The sequence below is a fragment of the Roseovarius sp. JB2-10 genome (assembly GCF_055693585.1).
The window spans coordinates 2730686-2753455 of sequence record NZ_CM146337.1; the positions used below are offsets into that span (position 1 = coordinate 2730686).

General features: G+C 57.9%; 26 protein-coding genes. 12 read left to right on the forward strand and 14 right to left on the reverse strand.

Annotated elements, in window-relative coordinates:
- Window positions 1-40: 40 nt before the first annotated feature.
- Window positions 41-1186 carry a tRNA 2-thiouridine(34) synthase MnmA gene (gene mnmA / locus ACZ1HJ_RS13715; protein ID WP_472719216.1) on the reverse strand — a complete coding sequence of 382 codons (1146 nt, stop codon included), beginning with the start codon at window positions 1184-1186 and terminating at the stop codon, window positions 41-43.
- A gap of 123 nt (window positions 1187-1309) precedes the next feature.
- On the opposite strand from mnmA, the gene sciP reads away from it, so the two are divergent.
- The 5 genes from sciP (at window position 1310) to ACZ1HJ_RS13740 (ending at window position 7135) form a co-directional block, all read left to right on the forward strand.
- Entirely contained in the window at window positions 1310-1588 is a 279-nt protein-coding gene (sciP, locus tag ACZ1HJ_RS13720; protein ID WP_472719217.1) for a CtrA inhibitor SciP, read from the forward strand.
- Between the two features lie 94 nt (window positions 1589-1682).
- A complete protein-coding gene (gene ctrA, locus ACZ1HJ_RS13725) occupies window positions 1683-2399 on the forward strand; it encodes a response regulator transcription factor CtrA (protein ID WP_472719218.1) in 717 nt (238 codons plus the stop codon).
- Between the two features lie 285 nt (window positions 2400-2684).
- Complete coding sequence (gene ligA, locus ACZ1HJ_RS13730) at window positions 2685-4781, forward strand: NAD-dependent DNA ligase LigA (protein WP_472722214.1); 2097 nt, start codon at window positions 2685-2687, stop codon at window positions 4779-4781.
- Window positions 4778-6868, forward strand: coding sequence for an ATP-dependent DNA helicase RecG (gene recG / locus ACZ1HJ_RS13735; RefSeq protein WP_472719219.1), 2091 nt, complete (start codon window positions 4778-4780; stop codon window positions 6866-6868). The genes ligA and recG overlap by 4 nt, the downstream gene beginning before the upstream one ends.
- A 144-nt stretch (window positions 6869-7012) precedes the next feature.
- Window positions 7013-7135, forward strand: coding sequence for a hypothetical protein (locus tag ACZ1HJ_RS13740; protein ID WP_472719220.1), 123 nt, complete (start codon window positions 7013-7015; stop codon window positions 7133-7135).
- Window positions 7136-7248: 113 nt separating this feature from the next.
- Here ACZ1HJ_RS13740 and ACZ1HJ_RS13745 read toward each other — a convergent pair whose 3' ends face one another.
- Window positions 7249-7422: a hypothetical protein gene (locus ACZ1HJ_RS13745; RefSeq protein ID WP_472719221.1), complete on the reverse strand. Its 174-nt coding sequence runs from the start codon at window positions 7420-7422 to the stop codon at window positions 7249-7251.
- Between the two features lie 24 nt (window positions 7423-7446).
- Here ACZ1HJ_RS13745 and ACZ1HJ_RS13750 point away from each other — a divergent pair, with 24 nt between their 5' ends.
- On the forward strand, window positions 7447-7926 hold the full coding sequence (locus ACZ1HJ_RS13750) for a hypothetical protein (protein ID WP_472719222.1): 480 nt from the start codon (window positions 7447-7449) through the stop codon (window positions 7924-7926).
- A 61-nt stretch (window positions 7927-7987) separates the two neighbouring features.
- Here ACZ1HJ_RS13750 and ACZ1HJ_RS13755 read toward each other — a convergent pair whose 3' ends face one another.
- Together ACZ1HJ_RS13755 and ACZ1HJ_RS13760 are read right to left on the reverse strand one after the other, a co-directional pair.
- Complete coding sequence (locus tag ACZ1HJ_RS13755; RefSeq protein ID WP_472719223.1) at window positions 7988-8179, reverse strand: hypothetical protein; 192 nt, start codon at window positions 8177-8179, stop codon at window positions 7988-7990.
- Window positions 8180-8187: 8 nt separating this feature from the next.
- Entirely contained in the window at window positions 8188-8643 is a 456-nt protein-coding gene (locus ACZ1HJ_RS13760) for an iron-sulfur cluster assembly scaffold protein (protein ID WP_472719224.1), read from the reverse strand.
- 66 nt (window positions 8644-8709) lie between these two features.
- Here ACZ1HJ_RS13760 and hisI point away from each other — a divergent pair, with 66 nt between their 5' ends.
- Entirely contained in the window at window positions 8710-9072 is a 363-nt protein-coding gene (gene hisI, locus ACZ1HJ_RS13765) for a phosphoribosyl-AMP cyclohydrolase (RefSeq protein ID WP_472719225.1), read from the forward strand.
- Here hisI and gluQRS read toward each other — a convergent pair.
- The 4 genes from gluQRS to ACZ1HJ_RS13785 all read right to left on the reverse strand — a co-directional run bounded on the left by gluQRS (window position 9069) and on the right by ACZ1HJ_RS13785 (window position 13153).
- Window positions 9069-9911, reverse strand: coding sequence for a tRNA glutamyl-Q(34) synthetase GluQRS (gene gluQRS, locus ACZ1HJ_RS13770; RefSeq protein WP_472719226.1), 843 nt, complete (start codon window positions 9909-9911; stop codon window positions 9069-9071). The two genes, hisI and gluQRS, sit on opposite strands and share 4 nt — an antisense overlap.
- Entirely contained in the window at window positions 9908-10522 is a 615-nt protein-coding gene (locus tag ACZ1HJ_RS13775; protein ID WP_472719227.1) for a class I SAM-dependent DNA methyltransferase, read from the reverse strand. Before ACZ1HJ_RS13775 ends, gluQRS begins: the two co-directional genes overlap by 4 nt.
- Before the next feature lie 12 nt (window positions 10523-10534).
- Complete coding sequence (gene trmFO / locus ACZ1HJ_RS13780; RefSeq protein WP_472719228.1) at window positions 10535-11899, reverse strand: methylenetetrahydrofolate--tRNA-(uracil(54)-C(5))-methyltransferase (FADH(2)-oxidizing) TrmFO; 1365 nt, start codon at window positions 11897-11899, stop codon at window positions 10535-10537.
- 465 nt (window positions 11900-12364) lie between these two features.
- Entirely contained in the window at window positions 12365-13153 is a 789-nt protein-coding gene (locus ACZ1HJ_RS13785) for an enoyl-CoA hydratase (protein WP_472719229.1), read from the reverse strand.
- Between the two features lie 70 nt (window positions 13154-13223).
- Here ACZ1HJ_RS13785 and ACZ1HJ_RS13790 point away from each other — a divergent pair, with 70 nt between their 5' ends.
- Window positions 13224-13646, forward strand: a complete 423-nt coding sequence (locus ACZ1HJ_RS13790) for a PaaI family thioesterase (protein ID WP_472719230.1) — start codon at window positions 13224-13226, stop codon at window positions 13644-13646.
- Here ACZ1HJ_RS13790 and ACZ1HJ_RS13795 read toward each other — a convergent pair.
- Both ACZ1HJ_RS13795 and ACZ1HJ_RS13800 read right to left on the reverse strand, forming a co-directional pair.
- Complete coding sequence (locus ACZ1HJ_RS13795; RefSeq protein ID WP_472719231.1) at window positions 13643-14185, reverse strand: GNAT family N-acetyltransferase; 543 nt, start codon at window positions 14183-14185, stop codon at window positions 13643-13645. The two genes, ACZ1HJ_RS13790 and ACZ1HJ_RS13795, sit on opposite strands and share 4 nt — an antisense overlap.
- 91 nt (window positions 14186-14276) lie before the next feature.
- Window positions 14277-14507 carry a YjiS-like domain-containing protein gene (locus ACZ1HJ_RS13800; RefSeq protein ID WP_472719232.1) on the reverse strand — a complete coding sequence of 77 codons (231 nt, stop codon included), beginning with the start codon at window positions 14505-14507 and terminating at the stop codon, window positions 14277-14279.
- 62 nt (window positions 14508-14569) lie between these two features.
- On the opposite strand from ACZ1HJ_RS13800, the gene ACZ1HJ_RS13805 reads away from it, so the two are divergent.
- The 4 genes from ACZ1HJ_RS13805 to ACZ1HJ_RS13820 all read left to right on the forward strand — a co-directional run bounded on the left by ACZ1HJ_RS13805 (window position 14570) and on the right by ACZ1HJ_RS13820 (window position 19209).
- Window positions 14570-15976, forward strand: a complete 1407-nt coding sequence (locus ACZ1HJ_RS13805) for an aminotransferase-like domain-containing protein (RefSeq protein WP_472719233.1) — start codon at window positions 14570-14572, stop codon at window positions 15974-15976.
- A gap of 162 nt (window positions 15977-16138) precedes the next feature.
- A complete protein-coding gene (gene rplM / locus ACZ1HJ_RS13810) occupies window positions 16139-16603 on the forward strand; it encodes a 50S ribosomal protein L13 (RefSeq protein WP_472719234.1) in 465 nt (154 codons plus the stop codon).
- Complete coding sequence (gene rpsI / locus ACZ1HJ_RS13815) at window positions 16603-17097, forward strand: 30S ribosomal protein S9 (protein WP_472719235.1); 495 nt, start codon at window positions 16603-16605, stop codon at window positions 17095-17097. The genes rplM and rpsI overlap by 1 nt, the downstream gene beginning before the upstream one ends.
- 123 nt (window positions 17098-17220) lie before the next feature.
- The gene (locus ACZ1HJ_RS13820; protein WP_472719236.1) at window positions 17221-19209 is read left to right on the forward strand and encodes an acyltransferase family protein; all 1989 of its coding nucleotides are present in this window, start codon (window positions 17221-17223) and stop codon (window positions 19207-19209) included.
- Between the two features lie 14 nt (window positions 19210-19223).
- On the opposite strand, the gene ACZ1HJ_RS13825 is transcribed toward ACZ1HJ_RS13820, so the two are convergent.
- From ACZ1HJ_RS13825 to ACZ1HJ_RS13840, 4 genes are all read right to left on the reverse strand, one after another.
- On the reverse strand, window positions 19224-19841 hold the full coding sequence (locus ACZ1HJ_RS13825) for a TetR/AcrR family transcriptional regulator (RefSeq protein ID WP_472722215.1): 618 nt from the start codon (window positions 19839-19841) through the stop codon (window positions 19224-19226).
- Window positions 19834-20703: a polyphosphate kinase 2 gene (gene ppk2, locus ACZ1HJ_RS13830; protein WP_472719237.1), complete on the reverse strand. Its 870-nt coding sequence runs from the start codon at window positions 20701-20703 to the stop codon at window positions 19834-19836. The genes ACZ1HJ_RS13825 and ppk2 overlap by 8 nt, the downstream gene beginning before the upstream one ends.
- Before the next feature lie 63 nt (window positions 20704-20766).
- On the reverse strand, window positions 20767-21720 hold the full coding sequence (locus ACZ1HJ_RS13835; RefSeq protein WP_472719238.1) for an alpha/beta fold hydrolase: 954 nt from the start codon (window positions 21718-21720) through the stop codon (window positions 20767-20769).
- Complete coding sequence (locus ACZ1HJ_RS13840; protein WP_472719239.1) at window positions 21713-22636, reverse strand: homoserine O-succinyltransferase; 924 nt, start codon at window positions 22634-22636, stop codon at window positions 21713-21715. Before ACZ1HJ_RS13840 ends, ACZ1HJ_RS13835 begins: the two co-directional genes overlap by 8 nt.
- Between the last annotated feature and the right edge of the window lie 134 nt (window positions 22637-22770).

Below are 22770 nucleotides of genomic sequence, written 5' to 3' on the forward strand. Positions count from 1 at the left end.
TCCGGCGTGAGCATCGCGAACTCAATTGAGTTCCGGTGATCTAGGCGGGTGCACCGCTCCAGATCCAGCCTCCGCCCAGAATGCGACTGCCTGTCGTTTCGTAAAAGACGCAAGCCTGACCCGGGCTGATGCCTTCTTCGGGTGTCAGCAACTCGACTTCCGCTTCGTTGTCCGACAGGGGCCGGATGATCGCCTCGCGCGGTGGACGGGTGGAGCGGACTTTCACCGCAACGTGCCATTCCTCTTGGCTGGTGATCGGGGCATCGCCCAGCCAATTGATTTCGCGCACCGGGATTGTTCGCGTGGCCAGAAGCTCTTTGGGGCCGACCACAACCTGTTTGGCGTCGACGTCGAGCTTGACGACGTAAAGCGGATCGCTCAGCCCGCCAATGCCCAACCCGCGTCGCTGTCCAATCGTGTAATGGATCACGCCGGTATGCTCCCCCAGAACGGTGCCGTTGGTGTCGACGATCTGTCCGGGCTCCGCAGCACCGGGTCGCAGTTTTTCAATCACGCTGGCGTAATTCCCGTCCGGCACGAAGCAGATATCCTGGCTGTCGGGTTTATCGGCCACGCTCAGCCCGTATTTCGCGGCCAGTTCGCGTGTTGCATCCTTGGACGGCAAATGGCCCAGGGGAAAGCGCAGGTAATCGAGCTGTTCCGGTGTGGTGGAGAACAGAAAGTAGCTTTGGTCCCGTGCTGCATCCGTGGCGCAGTGCAATTCAGCGCCATTCGTGCCCATTTTGCGCTGGATATAGTGCCCCGTCGCCATGCAATCGGCGTCCAGATCTTTTGCGGTTTCCAGCAAATCTTTGAATTTCACCCGTTCGTTGCAGCGAATACAGGGCACAGGCGTTGCGCCGGCAAGATAGCTGTCCGCAAATTCGTCGATCACCGCGTCTTTGAAGATGTTTTCGTAATCCAGCACATAATGGGGAAAATTCATTTCCTCCGCAACACGGCGGGCATCATGGATGTCCACACCGGCACAGCAGGCGCCTTTTTTGGCCAACGCTGCCCCGTGATCATAAAGTTGCAGCGTCACGCCGACCACATCGTATCCTTCTTCCGCCAATTGCGCGGCCACGACCGAACTGTCGACGCCACCGGACATGGCAACGACCACGCGGGTCTGCGCGGGCGGCTTGGCAAATCCAAGCGAGTTCAAAGGGTGATCGAGAGACATGTTGCAGCTCCGGGTGAATTCCAGCGGAATATAGGAAAATCCTAACTACTCTCAAGGTCGCATTTCACCGGGCGTTAAGTGCCGAGGCGTCATTTTGGACCTCCTTCAAGAGAGGTGAGAGTGATGTATCTGAAGAAAGTTGATGGGCCAAGGGCCGTGACCCTGCCGGATGGGACCGTGATGACCCTGGCAGATTTGCCCCCGGAAAACACGCGCCGATGGGTGGCGTCGCGCAAAATTGCGGTTGTACGGGGTGTGGCATATGGGTTGATCACCCAATCGGACGCGCTGAAGCGCTATAATTTGAGCACGGAGGAGTTCCATGAGTGGGTTTCCGCCGTAAATGCGCATGGAGAAGAGGGTTTGAAGGTAACATCTTTGAAAAGCATTAGACAACTTTAAGTAGAATTCGCATAATGTTCTGCATCGGTAACCTGTGGTTAACCAATTTTGGCCAGTGTTTGTTTAGGCAACAAAGATTTAACGGAGAGAACATATGCGCGTGCTTTTGGTCGAAGATGATCCGACAACCTCAAAAAGCATCGAGCTGATGCTGACCCATGCCAACCTGAACGTTTACACGACGGATTTGGGTGAAGAAGGCATCGATCTGGCGAAGCTCTATGATTACGATCTGATTTTGCTTGATCTGGGCCTGCCGGACATGAACGGCCATGATGTGTTGCGGCAATTGCGCCTGGCACGGATCGAAACGCCGATCCTGATTCTGAGCGGTGCGGATGACACGGAAAGCAAGATCAAAGGCTTTGGTTTCGGGGCGGATGATTACCTGACCAAACCTTTCCATCGCGAAGAATTGGTGGCCCGGATCCATGCGATCATTCGCCGGTCCAAAGGCCATTCACAATCGGTGATCCGAACCGGCAAGATCAATGTAAATCTCGACGCCAAGACTGTGGATGTTGATAACAAGACAGTGCATCTGACCGGCAAGGAATACCAGATGCTGGAACTGCTGAGTTTGCGCAAGGGCACGACGCTGACAAAGGAAATGTTCCTGAACCATCTCTATGGCGGCATGGATGAGCCAGAACTCAAAATCATCGATGTGTTCATCTGCAAGCTGCGCAAAAAGCTGAGCGAAGCAACAGATGGCGACAATTACATCGAAACGGTTTGGGGGCGGGGCTACGTGCTGCGTGATCCTGAACCCAGTGAGATGGATGATCAACGCGTCGCTGTCGGCGCCTGATCCCGACCTGCGCCGCCGGATGCATGGCCGAAGGCGCATAACATCAAAATGACCGAGAGAGCCGGGTGTCTGCGTATAAAAGCGCAGCACCCGGTTTTCGGTTATGCGGTGCCGACCGCGCTGGCATGATTTTGGCCCAGATCGCACCGGCGCTTTGGTGGCCGGTGGGTACAGAGACATCTGGACCATAGCGGCGCCTCGGCCTATCACTTTGATCTGAAAGCAGGGGCGATTTGGCCCTGACGCAGATCGGGGGATATTGTGAGCGACCGGATTGCCGTTGACATGTTGAGTGAAGCGCAAGCACGCGAAGAACTGGCGCGGCTGGCCGACACATTGAACGCGGCCAACCGCGCATATCACACGGAAGATGCGCCCGACATTTCTGACGCGGATTACGACGCGCTCAAAAGGCGCAATGCCGAGATCGAAGCCCGCTTTCCCGATCTCAAACGCCCCGACAGCCCAAGCGAAAATGTTGGTGCAGCTCCTGCAGAGGGTTTTGCCAAGGTCGCGCATGCGGTGCGCATGCTGAGCCTGGGTAACGCTTTTGATGATGAAGACATTACCGAGTTTGACACACGCATTCGCAAATATTTGGGCTTGGATGGGGCCGCACCATTGGCCTACACGGCGGAGCCCAAAATTGATGGGTTGAGCCTGAGCCTGCGATACGAAAAGGGCGTTTTGGTGCAAGCCGCCACACGCGGCGATGGCAGTATCGGTGAAAACGTGACGGCAAACGCCCGCACCATCGCCGACATTCCTCAGACCCTTCCCGAGGCGCCCGAAGTGCTTGAGGTGCGCGGTGAGGTCTATATGAGCCACGCAGATTTCGAAGCGTTGAACACCCGTCAGGCCGAAAAATCGGCGAAAACCTTTGCCAATCCCCGCAACGCGGCCGCGGGTTCGTTGCGGCAACTGGACGCGAGCATCACCCGCGACCGCCCGTTGAAGTTTTTCGCCTATGCCTGGGGGGACGTCTCCGAACCGCTTGCGGACACGCAAACGGGCGCGATTGATCGCTTTGCTGCCATGGGGTTTTCCACCAATCCGCTTACCGCAACATGCGATGGGCCGGCCGAGATGCTGGCGCATTACCGGCAGATCGAACAGAAACGCGCGACGTTGGGGTATGACATCGACGGCGTCGTGTACAAGGTCGACGACCTGGCGCTGCAGGGTCGCCTCGGCTTCCGCTCGACCACGCCCCGATGGGCGATTGCCCACAAATTCCCGGCCGAACTGGCTTGGACCCGGCTCGAGGCCATCGACATTCAGGTCGGTCGCACGGGGGCGTTATCGCCGGTGGCGCGTTTGACGCCGGTCACGGTTGGCGGCGTTGTGGTCAGCAATGCAACCCTGCACAACGAGGATTACATCAAGGGCCTCGACAGTAAGGGCAACGTTATCCGCGATGCCAAGGACATCCGTGTCGGGGATTGGGTACAGGTTTACCGCGCGGGCGACGTGATCCCCAAAGTTGCGGATGTGGATCTGACGAAACGGCCCGACGACGCGGTGCCTTACGGTTTTCCGCAGGTCTGCCCGGAATGCCAGTCCGAAGCGGTTCGGGAAGAGGGCGACGCCGTCCGGCGCTGCTCGGGCGGGTTGATTTGCCCGGCGCAGGCGGTTGAAAAACTGAAGCATTTTGTCAGCCGCGCGGCATTTGACATCGAAGGCCTGGGGGCAAAGCAGGTGGAGCAGTTCTACCGCGATCAATGGATTGCGGAACCTGCGGATATTTTCACCCTGCGCGATCGCTTTGGCAGCGGCATGCAGCAATTGAAAAACCGCGAGGGTTGGGGCGATAAAAGTGCTGGCAACCTGTTTGATGCCATCGACGAAAAACGCAGGATTGGCTTTGGCCGATTGCTCTTTGCCCTTGGCATCCGCCATGTGGGCGAGGCGGCCAGCAACATGATCGCGCGGGTCTATGTGCGGTGGGATGAATTCACCGCGGCGATGGACAGTGCCGCGGGCTTGGAAGGGCCCGAATGGGACCGGTTGCTTGGCATTGATGGCGTGGGCGACGTGATGGCCCGATCCTTGGTGACCGCATTCGCGCAATCACAGGAACGGGCCAGCATTGACAGGTTGGTCGCGCATTTGAGCGTTGAAGAGGCCGAGCAGCCAGACATGGAAGACAGCCCCGTGGCGGGCAAAACCGTCGTGTTCACGGGCACTTTGGAAAAGATGACACGGGCCGAAGCCAAGGCGCGCGCCGAGGCCTTGGGGGCCAAAGTTTCGGGGTCGGTCAGCGCCAAGACCGATTTGCTTGTGGCCGGGCCGGGGGCGGGCTCCAAGGCCAAAAAGGCAGCTGATCTGGGGGTCGAGACGATTGACGAAGATGGGTGGCTTGCACTGATTGGCGACGCATGAGCAGTCGGCCCGAAATCCTTTTTCCGCTTTTTGCCGGGCTGGAGACGCTGACTGGCGTCGGGCCGAAATCAGTGCAAAATCTGGCGACGATGGACGTTGCCCGCCCGCGGGATTTGATTTTCACGCTGCCTCAGTCCGGTGTTGATCGGCGCAAGCGCGACACAATTCAAGGGGCCGATCTACCCGGTGTGGTGACCGTCGAGGTAACCGTTGGGCAACATCGCGCGCCCTCCCGCCGCGGCGGCGCGTACCGGGTTGAGGCCACAGACGCGGCCACAACGTTCCAGATTGTGTTTTTTCACGCCCGTGATGAGTATCTGCGGAAAATCCTGCCAACTGGCGCGCGCCGTGTCGTCTCGGGTAAGGTGGAGCTCTTCGAGGGTATCGGTCAGATGGTGCATCCCGACCATGTGCTCCCGCCTGAGGAAATCACCGACATTCCGGATTTCGAACCCGTCTATCCGCTGACCGCGGGCGTCACGCAAAAGATGATGGGCAAGGCAGTCACTTCGGCCGTGTCGCGTGCGCCGGACTTGGCTGAATGGATTGACCCGGCGCAAAAGGCGCAAGCGGGTTGGCCGGAGTGGCGCGCCGCTGTTGAAACCGCCCATGCCCCTGAAAACATAGCGGATTTGAGCGCGTCGCATCCGGCACGAGAGCGATTGGCCTATGATGAATTCATCGCCCATCAACTGACACTGGCATTGGCACGGTCGAAATTGCGGCGCGCCAAAGGGCGCGAAACTGTCGGAACCGGCACGTTGCAGGCCAAGGTGCTGGAGGCGCTACCCTACGCGCTGACCGGCGCGCAGACCCGCGCGATTGCCGGAGTGGCCGCCGACATGGCCCAACCCATGCGCATGAACCGCTTGCTTCAGGGCGATGTGGGCGCGGGCAAAACGCTTGTGGCGCTCAAAGCGCTCCTGATCGCGGTAGAGGCAGGCGGGCAGGGGGTCATGATGGCCCCCACGGAAATTCTGGCGCGCCAACATCTCGAAGGGTTGCGGCCTCTGGCCGAAGCGGCGGGCGTCGTGCTCGAAATCCTGACCGGGCGCGACAAGGGGGCCGAACGCCGTGCCAAACTGGCCGCCCTTCTTCAGGGTGATATTCACATATTGGTCGGCACCCACGCGGTCTTTCAGAAGGATGTTGAGTTTGCCGATTTACGTTTGGCAATTGTCGATGAACAACATCGCTTTGGTGTCCGGCAACGGCTGGAGCTGGGCAAAAAGGGTGCGCAAGCCGATGTGCTGGTGATGACGGCCACGCCGATCCCGCGCTCGCTGGCCTTGGCGCAATATGGCGATATGGATGTGAGCGTGCTGGATGAAAAACCACCGGGGCGCAAGCCGATCAAGACTGCCCTGGTGAATATGGGTCGCATGGACGAGGTCGTGGACCATCTGCGCGGCGCGATTGCGGAGGGGCGTCAGGCATATTGGGTCTGCCCATTGGTGGAAGAAAGCGAAGTTGTCGATCTGAGCAGTGCCGAGGAGCGGTTCAAACGCCTGCGGGCCGCATTGGGCGAAGGCGTTGTGGGGCTTGTCCACGGCCAAATGCCGCCCGATCAGAAGGATGCGGCGATGAAGGCGTTCCAGCGCGGTGAAACCCATGTTCTGGTTGCCACAACCGTGATCGAAGTGGGCGTTGATGTGCCCAACGCGTCGATCATGGTGATTGAACGGGCGGAAAGTTTCGGGTTGGCGCAGTTGCACCAGTTGCGTGGCCGCGTTGGTCGGGGCGAGGCGCATTCAACCTGCTTGTTGATGTATCAGGCCCCGCTGAGCGAGAATGGTGAACGCAGGTTGACCACGATGCGCGACACCGAAGACGGTTTTCGGATTTCCGAAGTTGATCTGGAGATGCGCGGTGCCGGTGATCTGATCGGTACGGCACAATCCGGCCTGCCGCGGTTTCGCGTCGCGGATATGGAGGCACAGGCGGCGCTGATGGCAGTTGCACAAAGTGATGCGCGCAAGCTGCTCCATGATGATCCTGACCTGACCAGCGACCGGGGGCAGGCAGCCCGCGTTCTTTTATGGTTAATGGAACAGGATCAGGCGATACGGTTGATTTCTGTTGGCTGAACCCTGACGAAAAATAATTGATTTAAATACAATAGGTTAACGAGGAAAGGAACATTTTGTTCACGAATGTTCTTAAAAAGTTCTTTACAAAATCTTTCCAAAATGAGAACAAAGGGGCAACAAGACGATAGACAGGAGCCCATCATGATCCACCAGATCAAAACAGCCGCCGCCCGATCCAGCGACACTCTGCTCGGTGACGCAATTGGTGCCGCAGCATTGATGGTGATGCTGGTGGGCGCCCTCTATCTTCCTGGACTGACCTGACACCTCTTTCTGCCTGCGATGTTCCGACCCTGATCGTGCTTGCGCGCATCTCACTGTCCCCAAGACCGATGTGCCACGACTGAAAAACTGCCTGTTCTCATGTCCCCGGGGCTTTACCTCATCCCCCCGACGCACATCAGATCCCCCGGAACCCGCATTCCCTGACCGCCGCCGTTCTTGCCGGAACGTGCGGCGGCTTTTTTTGCATGACGTCTTTCGGCGATATTTTCAACGTGACCTGGCCGTTCGAAAATCAGGTAATTGACGGCTTTTGTCTTGAAATTCATGTTCATTGATCCGAGCATTTGGACATGAAAACGAAAATTATTGAAAAACTTGGATCCGTGGCAAAATCGAAATCTCAAAAAAGTAAAAAGGTAGCAGGGGAAAAGCGCGACGCAGCAAATGTCGCCCTGACCTTTCCAGTCCGGAACCTGGATGATGAGCGCGAATACCTTGAGGGAATGCTTACCAGCCGGTTCAACTTTTACTTTGTTTTCATGGGCGCTATCGCCGCCGGACTCTCGCAGGTCGAAAACCAGATGTATTTCGGCGCTTTATGTTTGTTGGCAGGATTGATTTCGTTTTTTTCTGGCGCGCTTTGTTCCGGACTTACGCGCTTGTCGGCGGCGTGCTTGAGGAGATTAGCACGGATGACGACCATCCTTATTCGATTGCAACGGCGACGGCTGAGCGCACTTGGACGCTTTTACCTGGCGATGCCAATTTTTATCTGGCGCAATTCATACCGGGGGCAATCACGTTCGCACTGTTTGCAACCGGGTCGCTGATTATTTTCTGGCCCGATGTACTGGCTGCGTATTTTGACTCCGCAGCAGTAGGTTTGAAAGACTAATCTCGTTTTCCCGGACGATGCACCCATACCGGGACTAGAAAAACGATACAGGCAATCAGAAAAGCGAGGCTGGCGATGATGCCAATCACGTCTCCGGCCTTCCACGTTCCCCACAGGAAAAACAGCGCTGAGACGGTGAACAAAATCCACCCGGTAAAATTGAAACTCCAGACGGTGCGTGGGGACATGGGCGTTCTCAGGCGCAGGAGGATTTGGCGCCGATTTCCTCCAGCGCTTCCACCAGAGCCTCAAGCGTCAGCAGGATCGACGCATGGCGATTTTTGTAATCCTTGGCCGGTTGCAGCACTTCGAGCCCGTCAAAGGGCGCATCGGGAACCGGGCCATCCGATTTCAGCATCGCCTTCAGTTGATCGCGCGCGGCGGTGATTTGGGCAACGTCGCACCCGATGATGCTTTCGCCTACAACGCTGGCGGCGGCCTGGCCCAAGGCACAGGCTTTGACCTCGGCAGCGTAATCCGTGATCCGGGTGCCATCCGTCTTGATGTCGACCGTCACCGTTGATCCGCAGAGCGGCGCACGGCGTTTGACCGACGCATCGGGTGCTTCCAGCCGGCCATGGCGTGGAATATCTGCGGCCAAAGCCAGAATGCGGGCCGAGTAGAGCTTGATCAGATCGGTTTCCGTGCTCATGGCTTTCCCTTTCGGTGCTGACCCCATAAATAGAGCGGACGATCAAAGATGAAAAGGGTGCCTGCAATGCGGTTCGATCCGTCGAGACTAAAGTATAATGATGCAGGCTTGATCCCGGCCATTGCGCAGGATGCCGAGACGGGCGAGGTGCTGATGATGGCATGGATGAATGCCGAATCTGTCGCGCAAACGCTTGAGACCGGCCGGGTGACCTATTGGAGCCGCTCGCGTGCCAAATTCTGGATCAAGGGCGAAACGTCGGGCCACGTACAGGCATTGGTGGAGATGCGCGTGGATTGTGACCGTGATTGTTTGTTGATGAAAATTCACCAGACGGGCGCGGCCTGTCACACCAACCGGCGCAGTTGTTTTTACACCGCTATCGAGGATGGTTTTGAGGTCATTACCATGGAGCCAGAGGCGGATTAAGCCAGGCCGACCATGCGCCGAATATCCTCTGGGCTGGCCCCATCGGCACGGTATTTCGCAATCGCCCGGGCATCGTCGCGTTTGGCCAGACGTTTGCCCTGATCGTCGCGGATCAGTTTGTGGTGATGATAGACGGGTGTGGGCAGATTCAGCAGTTTTTGTAGCAATACCTGTAGAAAAGTGATCTGATACAGGTCCTCGCCACGGACCACATGTGTGATCTCTTGCGCGGCTTCGTCTACGACCGAGGCCAGCACGTAAGACACGGTTTCGATCTCTTTGCGGCCCAATACCGCATCACCGATTTCGTGGATCAGGCGGTCCGGGTCCAATATGTGCCGCCCGGCGTGCAAGGGCCCGGTTTCTTCAAAGATCGCCTCATCCAGATCCTCAACGGCGCGCCGAATGTTCAGGCGCAGCGCGTCGCCCGGTTTGCGGCTGTCCATGTCGCGGTGTCGGCATGTGCCCGGGTAGACGTCAGCATCCTTTGAATCCCCCTCCTGCGGCGCGGATTGCGCGGCGCGGATATCGCTTCGGCTGCAGGAACAGGGGTAGATCAACCCGCGTGCCGCCAGCTGCATCAGGTGCTCATTATAGAGCTCAAGATGCTCTGATTGCCGAAGCACAGGCGTTTCCCATGTGAGGCCAAGCCACGCCATATCCTGGTAAATTTGCTCCTCCCATTCCGCGCGGGCACGGTCGATATCGGTATCTTCGATCCGCAACAGAAACTGGCCGCGCTCTGCCAAGGCCATGTCATGTGCAAGCAAGGCCGAATAGGCGTGCCCCAGATGCAGAGGTCCGGTGGGAGATGGTGCAAACCGGGTTCGAAAAATCACGCTTTTTCAATAATATAGACGGTGGAATTCAAGCCCTGTTTTGGCAGATGTGGACCATGATCCTGAAACAGAAGCCGCGCCGCGCCGCAATCAAGCCATTGGTTCAACCGACACGTATAGGTGCGGTCGGCCAAAGTGTGATCATTGTAGCTGAAGGCCAGTTTACCGCCGGGTTTCAACGCGTTCATCAGCAGATCGAGAGTGGAGGCCGGTGCCGCACCCGCGCCGATCACGCCAATGGCCGCAATTACCTGATAGCTGCCGGTGGCTATTGGGGCTTCGTCGTTGATGTCCATCAATGTCAGCGATCGATAGATATCCTTGCCCCGGGCCAGATCCAGCATTTCCGGATTGGGGTCGATCCCGTCGATCACGCTGAAGCCCTCGAGCTTGAGGGCCAGACCCGACAGGCCCGTGCCACAGCCATAGTCCAGGATTGGTACATCTAGGTCTGTGACCTGCCCCTTCAGGGCGCTGGCCGTCCGTCCCGGCGTTGCGTATCCGTTGCCCGATACTTCGGCGTCATAGCTCGCGGCCCATGCATCGTAGAGCGCTTGCGTGTCGTCAGGCGTCTCCAGCTTGTAGGCTTTGTCAAAAAAACTGTCTCCCATCGGGATAGAAAATCACACTGTTTGCGCTTCGTCCAGTGTCGCCTGTGTCAGCCACGCTTCCCATGCCGCCTTGGCGCGGTCAGTATAGGCCTTGTAGCGGTCCTTGCGCCCGCGGCGCCCGCCTTTCAATCCGTCGACCGGGCGGAAAAGCCCGAAATTGACGTTCATCGGCTGGAAGGTCTTGGCTTCGGCGCCTCCGGTGATGTGATGCACAAGCGCGCCCATGGCCGTATCCTGCGGCAACGGGGCAAGCGACTGACCCAGAATGTCAGCGGCCGCCATGCGACCGGCCAGAAGGCCCATGGCCGCGGATTCAACGTATCCTTCGACCCCGGTGATTTGCCCGGCGAACCGGATATGTGGCCTGGATTTCAGCCGCATCTGGTCATCCAGCAATGTGGGTGAGTTCAGAAACGTATTGCGATGGATGCCGCCCAACCGCGCAAATTGCGCAGTCTCAAGACCTGGAATTGTTTTTAAAACAGAGGTTTGCGCGCCGTATTTCATCTTGGTCTGAAAGCCCACGATATTATAGAGCGTGCCAAGGGAATTGTCCCGGCGCAGCTGCACCACGGCATAGGGTTTGTCATCCGGCGCATGCGGATTGGTCAAACCGACAGGCTTCATCGGCCCAAAACGCAGGGTTTCGCGACCGCGCTCGGCCATCACCTCGATCGGCAGACAGCCATCGAAATAGGTCGCTGTCTCGCCCTCGTGGAATTCGGTCTTATCCGCAGCCAGAAGCGCGTCAATGAAGCCCTCGTACTGGGCCTTGTCCATTGGACAGTTGAGATAGGCGGTACGTTCTTCCTCGGTCTCGCCCTTGTCATAGCGCGATTGCATCCAGGCGCGGCTCATGTCGATGCTGTCAAAATAGACGATCGGCGCGATGGCGTCGAAAAAGGCCAGCGCCTCGCGACCGGTCTCGGCAGCAATGGCCTGTCCCAGCCCTTCGGACGTCAGCGGACCGGTGGCAATGATCCAATGGCCATCGTCGGGCAGGGCGGTCACCTCGCCGTATTCGACGCTGACATTGGGATGCGCCTTAAGCGCGGCCGTCACTGCCGCGGCAAAGGGATCACGGTCCACGGCCAGCGCCCCGCCTGCCGGAAGGCGATGCCGGTCGGCCATTTCCATGATCAACCCGCCTGCGGCCCGCATTTCCCAGTGCAAAAGACCCACGGCGTTTTGTTCATCATCATCCGACCGGAAAGAATTGGAGCAGACCATTTCAGCCAGATCACCGGTGCGGTGCGCAAAGGTTTCGACCTTGGGCCGCATTTCGTGGATCACCACGGGCACGCCCATTTGCGCGGCCTGCCATGCGGCTTCGGACCCGGCCATGCCGCCGCCGATGATGTGAAGTGTGTCTGCCATGGCCTGCGATGTAGGGCATGCGACGGTCATTGGAAAGGGGAAGGTCGCGTGGGTCACCGTATCTGGAAAGTCGCGGCCAGTGAGAGGCTGACCTGGAGGGATTGTAACTTGGGCGGTGACCCACACTTGCGTAATCTGTCGAGGGTCCATCCCGACCCCTGATGCCGTTCTATCGAGCGAATTGCGGCAAGAAAATGGCAAATATGGAAATTATAGAATGCCAATTTGGAAACAAACGAAATGCATCCATAAATAATTGAATTTTAGGGGTTTTCGTAGAGCTGGCACGGCTGCGACGGGTCTTTGACCGTAGAGAAAAGAGAAATAATGAAAGGCAGCTACGCCAGCTCTGCCAAGATCATGGCAAAAAAAAGGCAGTGCTGGAAAGTAAAAGGTTGGAAACGTTCTGTAAGATATTCAGAAACGATCAGGCAAGGGGTTGTTTTTGTGCCATAAACCGCCGCTTTAAAGTTGATCCCAGTCAGGGGGACGCTTTTCGATAAACGCGTTTATGCCCTCTTCGGTGTCGCGGTGGAGCATGTTTTCAACCATAACCTGTCCTGTGTAGTCATAGGCATCTTCCACCGACATCTCGATCTGATTGTAAAACGCCTCTTTGCCGATCTTGACGGCCACGCCCAGTTTGGACGCCACTTTTTGGGCCAGCTCGTTGGCTGCGGTTTCTAATTGATCTGCGGGCACGGCGCGATTGATCAGGCCGAGGGCCAAGGCGCGATCCGTGTCGATGAATTCACCGGTGGTCAGCATCTCGAACGCCTGTTTGCGCGGGATATTGCGGCTGAGCGCCACCATGGGCGTGGAACAAAACAGCCCAATATTGACGCCGTTCACGCCAAACCGCGTATCGTCGGCGGCAACGGCCATGTCACATGTCGCCACCAGCTGGCAGCCTGCGGCGGTGGCGATGCCATGGGGTTGCGCGATCACCGGTTGGGGCAGGGCGCGGATGGACAGCATCATCTTGGCGCAGCGGGCAAAGAGATCGGCGAAATAGGCCTTGCCGCCATCTTCGGCCTGGCGGCCTTGGGTCATTTCCTTGAGGTCATGGCCCGCGCAAAATGCCTTGCCCGCACCGGCGATGATCACGGCGCGGATGTGGGATTGTTCGCGTAGCCGGTCGCATTCTTCCTGCAAGGCGGCCAGCATACCGTCACTCAGCGCGTTCAGCTTTTCCGGGGCGTTCAATGTCAGCCGCGCAATTGCGCCGGTGTCAGTACGTTCGAGAAGTGCCATCTTGTGTCTCCATCTGTCTTGTGGCCATTCTTAACGGTGACAGCGCGCCGAGGGAAGCACGGAGAGAGCCATGGCCTTACAGATGAGCATCGATGAACTGATGGTGTTTCTGGATCGCGAATTTCCCCAGGTTACCGGGGAGTTTGCCATTGAGGATCTGGGTGACATGCGCATCCGGACGCGCCTGAACGTGGGCGAGCGGCATTTGCGGCCTGGCGGTACGGTCTCCGGCCCATCGATTTTTTCGTTGGCGGATGTGTCTGTCTATCTGGCCGTGCTGGCGATGATCGGCCCCGTTGGGCTGGCGGTGACCACCAATTGTTCGATCGACTTCATGCGCAAACCGGAAGCGGGCAAGGATTTGATCGCCGAATGCCGGTTGCTCAAGCTGGGCCGTGTGTTGGCCGTGGGCGAAGTATTGGTGTTTTCCGAGGGCGGCGAAAAGCCCGTGGCCCGGGCCAGCATGACCTATTCGATCCCGCCCAAAACCTAATCACCGGCGCGTGCCACCCAGACCATGCCGCGCCAATCGGTGACATGTTCGTCCGATATCGTGAAATCCCGCGACGGGTCACGCGTAAAGGGCAGGCGGGCGATCACCGCCTGTGAGGCGATATTTTCAGCCTCGGTATAGGCCAGAACTTCGCGCATGCCAGCCTGTTCGAACGCGTGGACAAGGGCGGCACGGGCGGCCTCGGTGGCATATCCCTGACCCCAATGTTGCGGCAAGAACCGCCACCCGATGTCGCCATGCGCGCCTAACGGGTGGTCATTCCCATTGGGGTAAATGCCGGTATACCCCAGAAAGGCACCTGTATGGGATGTGACGGCCCAACGGATGATGCCGTGTTGATCATACTGAGTGCGGTAATCGCGCAGCTTTTTGGCGCTGCCCTCTGGAGTAAGCGTCACGCCATGGTCGCGCATGGTTTGCGGATTGCCATGCAGGCGCGTGAAATCTTCAAGGTCCTCATCCCGCCAAGAGCGCAGAATGAGTCTTTGGGTTTCAATATGTGTGTCCGGGCGCGTCATGAGAACATTCTAGGCGAGCCACCGTAGAGTGGCGACAAAAAAGGGCCGGAGACATGCTCCGACCCCAAGTCATTCCGGCAATCAGGGATGATTAGTGCCAGAATGGGCGACGGGCCTCCGTATAAGCCGCGTCGCGTTCGATGCCGATGTCTCGCAACAGGTGATCGTCCAGTCGCAACAGCTGTTTGCGGGTGCGATACTTCATGTCCCACGTTGTCACGACCACGGCAAATTGCAGGGCCCAACGGGCCAGCAAGGGCAGGGGGTAACCGCCGGTGGTGTTCCGGGTATCGGCTATGGTGATCGCGTGTACGTGTGCCATGATAATCTCCTAAATTGTATTGACACAATGTTGATTCAGGTCGTACAAAAGAGATACAATTCATGCATCGAGTCGTCGAGGAAAAGATTGTAATGGGTACAATGTGGCAACCCAACCTGTCGAATGCGGGTAAATCCAAATACAAAGCGCTGGCAAATGCATTGCGCAAAGCGATTGCCGAAGGCGTGCTGGAGCAGGGGGTCAAACTGCCGCCTGTACGCGAGCTGGCCTATCGCACCTCGGTCACCCCGGGCACGGTGGCACGGGCCTATTCCTTGTTGATTGACGAAGGCTTACTGGAAGCGGGCGTGGGGCGTGGCACATTTGTGTCGCAGCGTGAGGCGATGGTAAATGAGCCGCGCGATTGGCCTGAAACCGTGTCCCTGCGCAGCCCGTTTTTGCCCGATATGGGGCAGACAGAACTGATGCGTGATGCGATCCGTGCTGTCGCCGATGGCGTGAGTGCCCGGAGCATGATGTCCTATCCGAACGAGGTCGATAACCGCCCGTTGCGCGATACAATGCGGTCCCACCTGGCGGATTTGCCGATTGGTAACTTCACCAGTGACGACATTGTATTGGCACATGGCGCCCAAAACGCGATGCTGGCGGTGCTCCAGACCGTATTGGAAGGGCCCGGTCCCGTGGTGGTGATCGAAGAAAATGCATACCCGGGATTTCGGCGGGCGGCAGAGCTGTGCCGGGCGCGCATTGTGGCGATTGCTTGCGACGACGATGGGCCGCTGCCCAGTGCCCTGCAGGAGGCTGCGCGCCGCCACCGGGCGCAGGTGTTCCTGACCTCAGCCGAGGTCAACAATCCGACATTGCGTCGAACCACGCCCGAGCGGCGACGCGAGATTGCGGCTGTGGCGCGTCGGTACGGGCTGCATGTTGTCGACGATGATTGTTATAAATTGACCCCGGCCGCGGCCGAAAGTTACCGGGCCTTGTTGCCGGAACTGGGCTGGTACGTGTCGTCATTCTCCAAATCGTTCACGCCCGCACTTCGGGTGGGATGGGCGATCGGGCCGCGCAGCCGCTCTAAGGATCTGGTGCGCAGTGTCAGCTTTGGCTGCTTTGGTCTGGCGCGCCCGTTGACAGACATCACCCATGCGGTGCTGCGCGATCCCCGGCTTGGGGATGTGCTGACCGACACAAGAAACGCATTGGCCGAACGGGTGCGATTGGCGGTCAACCATCTGGGCGGGCATGATGTCAGCTGGCATGAGGATGTGCCGTTCCTGTGGATTTCCCTGCCAGGCGGATGGCGCGCCAGCCGGTTTGTGCGCGCGGCCCAGACACGAGGCGTATTGCTAAAATCCTCGGAAGACTTTGTTCAACGCGACAAACGGGCGCCGCACTCGGTGCGTATGGCCATTAACGCGCAAGTCGCAATCGGCTGCTTTGAAAGGTCTGTCGATACCATCCGCGATCTTTTGGATAATCCGCAGGACGAAATATCCGTCTGAAATTGGGGTATAATAATACCTATTTTATAACAAATTGATTTTGAACAATTAATATGAACTTAGCGCGCTTGACGTGGTGATTGCACCCTATATAACCCGCCCATCAATCCGGCGATGCGCACCCTGCAGCATCCGACACGTATAATGATAGGGTTTCACCTTATGAAAACATTCTCTGCAACACCGGCAGATATCGACAAGAAATGGATCCTGATCGACGCTGAAGGCGTTGTTCTGGGCCGTCTGGCATCGATCATCGCTGTGCGCCTGCGCGGTAAGCACAAGGCGTCGTTTACACCGAACATGGATATGGGCGACAACGTGATTGTCATCAACGCTGACAAGGTTCAGTTGACAGGTAACAAGCGCGAGAAGCCAAATTACTGGCACACGGGCCATCCGGGCGGTATCAAATCGCGCACCACAGGTGAGATCCTGGAAGGCGCACATCCGGAGCGCGTTGTGAGCCAAGCGGTCAAGCGTATGCTGCCGGGCAACCGTCTGGCGCGCAAGCAGATGACCAATCTGCGCGTCTACGCCGGTACTGAGCATCCCCATGAGGCGCAAAGCCCTGAAGTGCTGGATGTGAAATCGATGAATTCCAAGAACACGCGGGTGGCAATCTGATGGCTGAAGAAATCAACTCTCTCGAAGGTCTGGAAGCCGTCGCCGAAGGCGTGACAGCTGAGGCCGTGGTCGAAACCATGGAACCCCGTGAGCCCGTGCGCGATGATCTGGGTCGTTCCTATGCCACCGGCAAACGGAAAGACGCGGTCGCCCGTGTCTGGATCAAACCCGGTTCGGGCAAGGTCGAAGTGAACGGCAAGGAAATGAACGCGTATTTTGCGCGCCCCGTTTTGCAGATGATCCTGCGCCAGCCCTTTACCGTCGCCGGTGTCGAAGATCAGTTCGACGTGATGGCAACCGTCAAAGGTGGTGGTCTTTCGGGTCAGGCCGGTGCGGTCAAGCACGGCATCTCGAAAGCGCTGCAGCTTTATGATCCCAGCCTGCGTGCGGCCCTGAAAGCGGCAGGCTTCCTGACGCGCGACAGTCGCGTTGTGGAACGTAAGAAATACGGTAAGCGCAAGGCGCGTCGGAGCTTCCAGTTCTCGAAACGCTAAACCGCGACAAAATTTTTGTGATCGTGAACGAGGCGCGGTGGGCATTCCCGCCGCGCCTCTTTATATAAACGTCAAAGGATGTCCGGGGGGCCATTCTGACAGTTTTTTTTATTGAGACGATTGATGAAGTACCGACCAGAAATTGACGGTTTGCGTTCAGTCGCTGTGTTGCCCGTCATCCTGTTTCACGCCGGATTTTCTGTGTTTAGCGGCGGCTATGTGGGCGTCGACGTATTTTTCGTCATCAGCGGCTATCTGATCACGACCATTCTGATTTCCGAGCGCGAAGAGGGGACCTATTCGCTCCTTGGGTTCTACGAACGCCGCGCGCGCCGCATTCTGCCCGCCTTGTTTTTCGTTTTCCTGTGCACCTTGCCATTTGCGTGGCGATGGCTGGTGCCGGATCTGTTTGAAGACTACGCGCGCAGCATGGCATTTGCGTCACTTTTCATCTCGAACATCCACTTCATCGAACATTCCGGTTATTTCGACACGGCCGCAGAACTGCGTCCGCTCCTGCACACGTGGAGCCTGGCCGTGGAGGAGCAATACTACCTTTTGTTCCCGTTGGTTTTATGGGCGCTTGGCGCCTTTGCGCGTGGAAAATACCTGTGGGTTTTCCTGATCCTCTCGGCGATCTCTCTGGGCATCGCGGAATGGGGCCTGCGGAACTACCCGCTGGAAAACTTCTTTTTCACGCCCTCGCGGCTTTGGGAACTTCTGGGCGGCTCGATCTGCGCGGTGATCCTCTTTGGGCGGCCGCAATTGCGCAATGAATTCCTTGCGTTGACCGGTCTGGCAATGATCGTCTTTTGTATCTTCTGGTACGACAATTCCGTCCGGTTTCCATCGCTCTACACCCTGGTGCCTGTTGTCGGCTCCATGCTGATCATCCTCTATGCGGACCGGGGCACGCTGACGGCAAAATTGCTGACAGTGCCGCCGATGGTGGGCATCGGTTTGATCAGCTACAGCGCCTACCTGTGGCATCAGCCGATCTTTGCCCTTGCCCGGGCGCAAAGCGTGTCTGAACCGTCGATGATAACCATGAGCTTCCTGATTTTGTTCACGCTCATTCTGGCTTATCTGACCTGGCGATTTGTGGAGGCCCCGTTTCGTAAGCGCACGATATTTGCCGGACGCGGGCCATTACTGACGGCATCGGCGGCTTGCATCGCTGCGTTTGCAACCATCGGCTTCTGGGGGGATGCCACCAAAGGGTTCCCAGGGCGCCTCGACCGGTACGAATCTGAGTATCTGGCAATGCTCCGCTCGCACCTGAGGGAGGTGCGTCCGCAGGATCAGTGCCTGGACCGAAAGGGGGCGTTCGACCGCTACTGCGTGATCTACCAACCCGAAGATCCTGTCGGCAAGGTGGCCGTGCTGGGCGACAGCCATGCGCAGGCAATGCTCCCGGCATTTGAGGCGCTGTCGCAGGCCCATAACGTTAGCGTGTATCGCGGCGTCAAGGCGGCGTGCCCGCCCTTATTGGGGGTCTATCTGACCTACGCCAAAAACGATGCCACTACCTGTTTCAACTCGACCAATCTCTTTGCCGCACAGGTGGTCGAAAGCGAAATTGACACGGTCATTCTTGTCGCCCGGTGGAGCATCTATGCCAGTGGGAATTATTCCGGGCAGGATATCGGCTTCATGGTCAGCGAGGAACAGGGAGACCAGTTCCAAAGCCGTGAAGAATGGCAGCTCAGTTTCGAGGCGGGGGTGCGCAAAACGGTGGCATTCTACCGCGATGCGGGCATGCGCGTGATCTTGATCCCGCAAATTCCCCAGCAAGAGATTTTCCCGGAAAACATCGTCCTTCAGGCGCTCCTGCAGGGGCGCGGTGAGGAAGCCGCGGTACGAACCTTCAAAAAGAGTTTTGTCGAACAGGAGAAATTCCACGGCCTTATGGAATTTTCCAACTCTGTGCTCGACAAGGTTGCGGATGAGTTAGGCGCAGAAGTCCTGCCGCTGAATGCGTTTTTTGCAGAGGACGACCACTATGTCTGGTTCCGCGATGATGAAGTTCTGATGAGCGATACGGATCACTTGACCCTGCGCGGTGCGCTCGGCGTGGGCCCGTTACTGGTTGAAGGCTTTGCACAGGACTAACCCGCGCGCGGCCCTCACGCGTCCGGCGGGACCAGTCCAAGACCCCGTAGATAGACGCCGATGCCGCTTTCCAGCAGGTCTTCGGGTGAAAACGGGGATTGTGTGCCCGGAGAATTGCGCGCGAAAAGCTCGACCACACCATGCGACATTGCCCAGACATGGGCCGAAAACATCGAGGGCGGCGGGCGTTTCTCCGGCGGAATATGCTGGCTCAATTCTTCGGCGGCACGTTCCAGAACCGTGCGGGCACGGCTCGAAATGGCGGCGAGTTCCGGCGTGCGATTGACCGAAATGCCGCTTTCGAACATCGCGATGTAATGGCCGGGATATTTTCGGGCAAAGGCCAGATAAGCACGGCCCGTCGCTTCGAAACTGGCCAGAGCCGAGGGCTGCCCTTTGTCATAGGCATGCTGCATCAGGTCGGCAAAAATCTCATACCCCTGGCGCGCGGCCTCGGCGATCAAATCCTCACGACCCTCAAAATGCCGGTAGACGGCCGCCGGTGTCACGCCCGCCTGTTTGGCGGCCTCCGACAGGGTAAATCCGGTGGGGCCCTTGGCTTCGATCAGCTGCAACGCCGCCTCGACCAGCGCTTGCCGCAGATTGCCATGATGATAGCCGCGTTTAGGCATCCCAGATCTCGGGGCCACCGCAGACAGTGTCATCAATTGCTCCGATCGCTCCGGCATCCTTGTGGGCGTAGTCAACCGAATGCAGCAAATGGCGGATCGCGACCAGCCGTGCGCGGCGTTTGTCATCCGAGCGCACGATGGTCCAGGGCGCGGTATCGGTATGCGTCAGGTCCAGCGTCTCGCGGATCGCGGCGCTGTAATCGTCCCATTTCTTCAGGCCTTCCACATCGATCCAGCTCAGCTTCCACTGTTTGAGCGGATCGCTCTCGCGCTTCAAGAAGCGGCGTAATTGCTCTGCCCGGCCAACGTTGAGCCAGAACTTGATCAGATGAATACCCTCATCCACTAGCATCTTTTCGAAATCCGGCACCTGTTGGAAAAACTTGGCCCGCTGCGCATCGTCACAAAAGCCGAACACCTTTTCCACCACGCCCCGATTATACCAACTGCGGTCGTAAAAAACGATTTCACCCCCAGATGGCAGATGATCGATGTAGCGCTGGAAATACCATTGCGTGGCCTCATCATCCGATGGTTTGGACAACGCCACCAGCCGTGCCCCACGCGGGTTCAGGTTCTCGCGGAAGCGTTTGATGGTGCCACCTTTGCCTGCCGCATCGCGGCCTTCGAACACAAGGGCAATGCGCGCGCCGGTTTCCTTGACCCAGGACTGCATCTTGACCAGTTCGATCTGCAGCTTGTCGATATCCTGCTCATAGGCCTTGCGCGGCATGCGTTCGGAATGGGGGTAATTGGCATCCAGTATGTCGCCCTTATCGGCACGTTTAATGGCGTTGCGCACCGCTTCGGGCGCGTCTTTATCGAAATATGCGCTGATCGCACCGTCAAAGGGCAACTGCATGAGCCTCTCCTGTTTTGCCAATAGTATGAAGGGTCTAAGCGCCCTGTGCAATCAACCGAAAGGTCAGGGGCGTAAACCGGCGCGTTGTGCGGCGGAATGAATGACCTCGATCACCTCGTCCTGTGCCGCATGCTGGGGCATGTGCCCGATCCCTTCCAGACGGGTCAGCCGGGCATCGGGGATCTGCGCGGTGATCGGTTCTGCGTGGATATGCAAGCCCACGGTCGTGTCGGCTGTGCCATGGGCCACTTCGGTGGGCACGGTGATCTCGCCATACCGCGTATGGATGTCGGTGACTTCCTGCAGCAGGTTCGCGCGTTGCAGCGCATTGGCGCGCATTGACGGGCGGCGCAGGCTCAGGCCCGGGCCAAAATGCTCGATATACCCGTCGGGCATGGATTGCGGTTTGAAAATTCCGGCCACGCCCTGTTCGACCTGCTCATCTGACACGAAGGCGGTGATCATGGAGATGGCGATAGGCCCCAGAACCGGGCTGGAGAGGATTTTGTAATAGGTCGACAGCCCGGTGTCCCACGGTTTGGTGGCGCCCGACAAAAGCACCAGCGCCGACAGATCGGTGGGATGGTTCACGGCCCAGGCAGCGGCCACGGCACCGCCATAGCTGTGCCCGACGACAATGGGCTTGTCCGCACCCAGATGCGCCGCCGTTTTTTGCAGCAATGCTGCCTGCTGACTGGTAGAGGCCCCACTGCGGTTGATCCGGTCGGTATAACCCATTCCGGGCCGGTCGATGATGATCAGCCGGTAATCCGCCGCCAGACGCGCGGCAATTGCGTGGGTTGCGTCCCGTGTGCTGCCCGACGATCCGTGGATCCAGACCAGATCCGGCCCGGACCCCATCACAACCGCATGCACCCGGTGACCGTCGATGTCGTACATCTGACCTTCAGGCGGATAGGCCGCCTCGGCGCCGGCTTCGTTGGTCCGTGCGCGGTGCTGGACGAAGGCCCAGAAGACCGCCAGTACAACAAGCAGGATCAGCAGGATCTTAGCCACCGATATCACCGATCTTAAACGCAGTTGTCTGGTAGATTTCGTTGATCCAGTTGCCATAAAGCAGATGGGCATGACTGCGCCACCGGTTCTGCGGTGGCTGGCTTGGATCATCGCCGGGATAGTAATTGCATGGCACGTTTATCGGCGTGCTTGCAGCGACATCGCGGTCATATTCCTGCTTCAGCGTGTCGCTGTCATATTCCAGATGGTTGAATATATAGAGCGCGTGATGCTCTGCATCTTCAACAAGACACGGTCCGACCTCATCACTGTAGAGCAGTGTTTTTAGCCCACCAGCGCCGTCAATTTCGGGCTGGCGCATTTCGGTCCAGCGGCTGACTGGGATGACGCAATCATCTGAAAAACCACGCAAATACGGCGACGACGGCGCCATGTTGCGGTGCCGGAAACAGCCGAATGCCTTGCTCGTCAGCATGTGTTTCTTGATGCCATGGAAATGGTTGATCATGCCCATGCCGCCCCAGCACACGCCGAAGGTGGAATGCACATGGGTCTGGGTCCAGTCAAATACCTGACGCAGCTCCTGCCAGTATGTGACCTTGTCAAAATCCAGATGTTCGATTGGCGCACCGGTGATCACCAGACCATCAAACTTCTCACCACTCTTTAGCACATCTGAGAAGGGCCGATAAAAGCTTGCCATATGTTCCGCAGCGGTGTTGCGGGTGCGGTGTTCGCTCATCCGGATCAGGCTCAGCTCGATCTGCAAGGGCGTTGCGCCGATAAGCCGGGCAAACTGGTTTTCCGTCTGAATTTTCTTGGGCATCAGGTTCAAAAGGCCAATTCGCAGGGGGCGAATGTCCTGACGGGCGGCCTGATCCTCGTCCATCACCATCACGCCTTCGCGCGTTAGCACGTCATAGGCGGGTAGATTGGCTGGGATTTTAATCGGCATGATACGTGTCCTGATGCGTGAGCCGAACAAATAGGTCGTTTATTTCGGGAATTCCAGAGGGGTTGCGGCCTGTCGCGTCAAGAGACCGTGATGTGATGCCGCGCGGTGCCAGTGACGGTTTCAGGCGGCATTAG